General features: G+C 37.9%; 4 protein-coding genes. 2 read left to right on the top strand and 2 right to left on the bottom strand.

The window, feature by feature from the left end:
• Positions 1-38: 38 nt before the first annotated feature.
• Both tnpA and H3Z82_RS19325 read right to left on the bottom strand, forming a co-directional pair.
• Positions 39-305 (bottom strand): IS66 family insertion sequence element accessory protein TnpA, encoded by a 267-nt coding sequence (tnpA, locus tag H3Z82_RS19330; protein WP_182206421.1) that lies wholly within the window; start codon positions 303-305, stop codon positions 39-41.
• A 244-nt stretch (positions 306-549) separates the two neighbouring features.
• The gene (locus H3Z82_RS19325; RefSeq protein ID WP_182207101.1) at positions 550-1,896 is read right to left on the bottom strand and encodes a phospholipase D-like domain-containing protein; all 1,347 of its coding nucleotides are present in this window, start codon (positions 1,894-1,896) and stop codon (positions 550-552) included.
• Here H3Z82_RS19325 and istA point away from each other — a divergent pair.
• Both istA and istB read left to right on the top strand, forming a co-directional pair.
• The gene (gene istA / locus H3Z82_RS19320) at positions 1,886-3,439 is read left to right on the top strand and encodes an IS21 family transposase (protein WP_182206552.1); all 1,554 of its coding nucleotides are present in this window, start codon (positions 1,886-1,888) and stop codon (positions 3,437-3,439) included. The genes H3Z82_RS19325 and istA overlap by 11 nt on opposite strands.
• Before the next feature lie 26 nt (positions 3,440-3,465).
• Positions 3,466-4,203 (top strand): IS21-like element helper ATPase IstB, encoded by a 738-nt coding sequence (gene istB, locus H3Z82_RS19315; RefSeq protein WP_182206551.1) that lies wholly within the window; start codon positions 3,466-3,468, stop codon positions 4,201-4,203.
• The last annotated feature ends 82 nt before the right edge of the window (positions 4,204-4,285 follow it).

Genomic DNA, 4,285 nt, shown 5'->3' with positions numbered 1-4,285 from the left:
TAGAGTTGGAACCGGTGCGAAGTACCAAGTGCGAACATCTATACTGGGATTTCGATCTCGATCCCGTTTTTGCAACGGATCAAAATGGTTCTGCCTTCCTGGACAGGGACGACTTCGATAGGAACGAAATGCGAAGGACCTTTATCGGCCGTTACATCTACAGGCCTCGATAATTTTGATCGCCAATAATGGAATTTGCTCTCCTTGATCCCATGGGCAGAGGCAAACTCTTTTTGGCTCCGACCAGAGTCCCGAAACTCCTTTACCAATTTACGCATCCACAAAGCATTCTCCTTTTTTGTCATAATACATATAGTTTATGCCACCAAAGGTAAAAAGACAGGTCATGTCATAAAAGACGTAGTTGCCCGGATGGATACTTATTAATAACCTTTTCGGGTGTTATTTATGTTTTCTTTTAAATCCGATCAATCCCCATAGTAGGCAAACCGACCAACACCGGTTTCCACCGCGATGGACGGGCAGCCAACACGGCATTAATGTTGGGTCGTACCGACCACACGAATGCTTAGTTATTGGCAACAGTTTTTATCTTTTATTAAATATCAAAATTGGTAAATCTTTATATTCGAGAATACCAACACGATATGAATATTCAGGAAGGAATTTTTCAATTTCTTTTGGTTGATCCCATTGAGTGGTAAACTTAGCTGGCTCAATAAGAAATTTTAAGAATTTATTGTGCCTTTTCTTTCGTGATATTAGCTCCTTTTCAATTGTTTTTTTAATTGAATCATTACTATATTTAGTTTTTATAAGTGAAAAAACTGAACCATCAAAAAGATAATACAAACTTCCTTTTCCAATTGATTCTTTGCTAAGAGTTACTTTAATGTTTGAATTCTTAGTTGATGATTTGAGAAATGAAAAATCAAGTTTATATTTTTTCTTATTAATTTCATAACCGCTCCATTCATTCATTTCAAATTTAGATTTCATAAAAGTTATTCTACTTGTATGAATTCTTAAATACGTCATTTGCATTGTATTGACATTTATTGCAGGATAATATTTATAATCTTCTAACTCAATTTGTTCCTCTTGTCCTTTGTTTCTTGTCTTTATCCATTGACATAAATTGTTATGTTCTTGAGCAAAAAATGAATAATAGTCATAATTCGGTGGTGGAACAGTTCGGGTCAATATTACCTCACCTTGAGCAAACCTGTATGTAGAGTTAAAATATGAAGAGTTGGCAATTTGCTTTTCCAATTCTCTTTGATTATGGGCTGAGATTATCTTTTCAATTTTTCTGTCGAATTTCTTTTTGATTTTAGAGATAGGCTCTTCATTTTTATTTAGAAACAGAATAAGTTCTTCAAGCAACTCTATGCTTACACTTTTTGATTCTCCCTCCCAATTCTTTAAAGACGAAATTATTTTTGAGTCATAAAAAGATACCTCACTTATCATCCCTGCTTCTTTGTTTTTTCGTCCTCGATTAGTGAAGTTTTGAGAGCCTAATGAAATGTACTTACTGTCAATCACTAATATTTTTGCATGTAGTCCAATAAGATTTTTAACTATAATTCCATTATTTATTGCCTCTTTTAAAGCATTGAGTTGATATCCTCGTTGAAAAAGGTTATCTCCTTCTAAGGATGTTATAATTGTGATTGGAATATGTTTTGCCGAATTTTTAATGAGAATATTTAAGGTGAAATCAAGATAAGGGGTGGATATTCCGGTTCGATTTGTGCCAGTGATTTCGGTGGGTCTGTGCCAGTGATAACGGTTCAAACTGTGCCATTTTTTACGGTTCGATTTGTGCCAGTCTGAAATGGGTTTAGCCGGATTTACGGTTTGATTTGTGCCATTTTTTGAAAGATCAAGTAGCTTGTCCTTTTTTAATAAAAGATAAGTTATGGCAAACACACTTGATCCTATGGACTTAAAACAAATTTTGACCCTCTATAAAGACGGACTGAGCAATCGAAAAATCGCTGATACCCTAAGTATATCCCGCAATACGGTTAACTCCTATATTAAACGCCTTAAAGGAAGCAGCTATAGTATTGATGCCTTGCTGGACTTTGACAACAGTAAGCTCGAAGAACTCTTTACCTTCAAAACAACCTTGAATATCAATCGTCAGGATGAACTGATGAGATATTTTGAACGGGTAAATAAAGCTCGCAATCATCCCGGTTTTACTTTTCAATATCATTATGAAGAATATAGGGATAGTGCAGAACATCCGTACAGCTATACCCAGTTTTTGGAACATTACCGACGTAAGTATGCCGATGTCAAGGGTTCTTTAAAATTAGAGCACGATCCAGGTAAAGAATTGTTTGTGGACTTTGCCGGACGCAAACTTGAGGTCATCGATAAAGAAACCGGAGAAATTATACCGGTGGAGGTTTTTGTAGCCATTTTGCCAAACAGCCACTATACTTATATCGAAGCCTGCAGGAGTCAGAAGCGAGAAGATTTTATCGCTTGTTGCGCCAATGCTTTAAATTTTTACGGCGGTGTGCCCAAAGCCATTGTCTCGGACAATTTAAAATCCGCCGTGACCCGTGCCAGTAAGTATGAGGCCAACATCAACCGAAGTTTTAAAGACTTTGCCCGGCATTACAACTGTGTAATTAACCCTACCAGAACCTATGCGCCACAAGATAAGGCCTTGGTTGAGAACGCCGTGCACCTGGTCTATCAGCGCATTTATTATCCGCTTCGGGAAATGACCTTCTTCTCACTGGCCGAACTTAACAAAGAGATCCATCGTTTACTGGAACAGTATAATAGGCTTTTGTTTCAACGAAAAGAAACCAGCCGTGCAGAACTTTTTCAGACTATCGAACGGGAATACCTAAAACCATTACCGGCAGAATCTTATGAAATAAAAGACTATCGAAGAGCAAAAGTTCAAAAGATGGGATATGTTTATTTTTCTCCCGATAAAAGCTATTACAGCGTTCCTTACCGGTACATCGGAAAACAAACCCTGATCCATTACACTAAAAACATTGTGGAAGTTTATTACAATCATCAACGTATTGCTCTCCACCAAAGAAACTTATCCAAAGGAAGCTACAACACCAATAAAGATCACCTGTCGAGCTCACATCAAAACTACATGGACTGGAGTCCGGAATATTTTAAAAACAAAGCCTCCGTTCACGGAAACTACGTGGTAGCCTGCGTAGATAAAATATTAAATGGTCTGGACTATCCTGAAATAGGCTATAAACGAGTTATGGGCCTGTTGCAGCTTCATAAGGATTATGGATCACAGAGGCTTGATAGGGCCTGTCAAAGAGCGCTGGCAGCCAACATGGTCTCTTATGCCCGTATCAAAAACATCTTAAAGAACAATGTTGATCAAAATTCCTTGTTTTTCAAAGACCTCGAAGATCAGCAATCCCATATCCCTAAACACGATAATATAAGAGGGGCATCAGCCTATCAGTAATTATTTAAACCATAAAATAAATTATAATGAACAACAATCAAACACTAGAAAAACTACAACAAATGCGTCTGTCGGCAATGGCATCCCTGCATAAACAACACCTTGGGGACAATCGCATTGAATCAATGACAACTGATGAATACTTGGCCTTATTGGTTGATCATCAGTGGGAGGACCGACTTAACAAGAAGATTGTTCGCCTTGTCAGTCAGGCTTGTTTTAAGCAAAAAGCAAGTCTGGTTGAAATCACTTACGATCCCCAGCGCAACTTGGATAAGAATAGTTTTGTCCGACTTGGAACACTTGACTTTATCAGGCGTAAAGAGAACTTGATAGTCACCGGAGCTTCAGGGACCGGCAAAAGTTATCTGGCCCAGGCACTCGGATATGAAGCCTGTTTAATGGAATATAAAGTGCTCTATGCCAATACATCGAAGCTGCTTAATGAATTAATATTAAGTAAAATGGATGGCTCCTATTTGAAAGAATTAAAAAGGGTGACAAGGACCGATCTGCTTATTCTTGATGATTTTGGCCTGCAGGCGCTTGACCAACAAAGTCGCGAAATAATGATGGATATTATTGACGACCGGCACAATGGGGCATCTACTATTATCGCATCGCAAATACCGGTATCGGCGTGGTACGAACTGATTGGGGAAGGAACTATTGCCGATGCAATTTTGGATAGAATAGTAAATTCTTCGCACAGAATAAAACTCGAAGGAGAATCATTAAGAAAAGGAAAACTTAAATCTATTTAACTAAAAAAATGTATTATTGTATGATCTTTCAAAGTGGCACAATTTGACCGAAAAGGGTGGCACGGTCACTCCGAAATAGCCA

The sequence above is a fragment of the Gelidibacter maritimus genome (assembly GCF_014062315.1).
In the GTDB taxonomy this organism is placed as follows: Bacteria; Bacteroidota; Bacteroidia; order Flavobacteriales; family Flavobacteriaceae; genus Gelidibacter; species Gelidibacter maritimus.
Note: the sequence above shows the minus strand (reverse complement) of the source record. Positions and strands in the feature narration are given on the sequence as shown.

What these genes read in the sequence shown, in the direction of transcription:
- tnpA (WP_182206421.1), bottom strand. Translation starts at nt 305, where the DNA reads ATGACAAAAAAGGAGAATGCTTTGTGGATGCGTAAATTGGTAAAGGAG.
- istB (WP_182206551.1), top strand. Translation starts at nt 3,466, where the DNA reads ATGAACAACAATCAAACACTAGAAAAACTACAACAAATGCGTCTGTCG.
- istA (WP_182206552.1), top strand. Translation starts at nt 1,886, where the DNA reads ATGGCAAACACACTTGATCCTATGGACTTAAAACAAATTTTGACCCTC.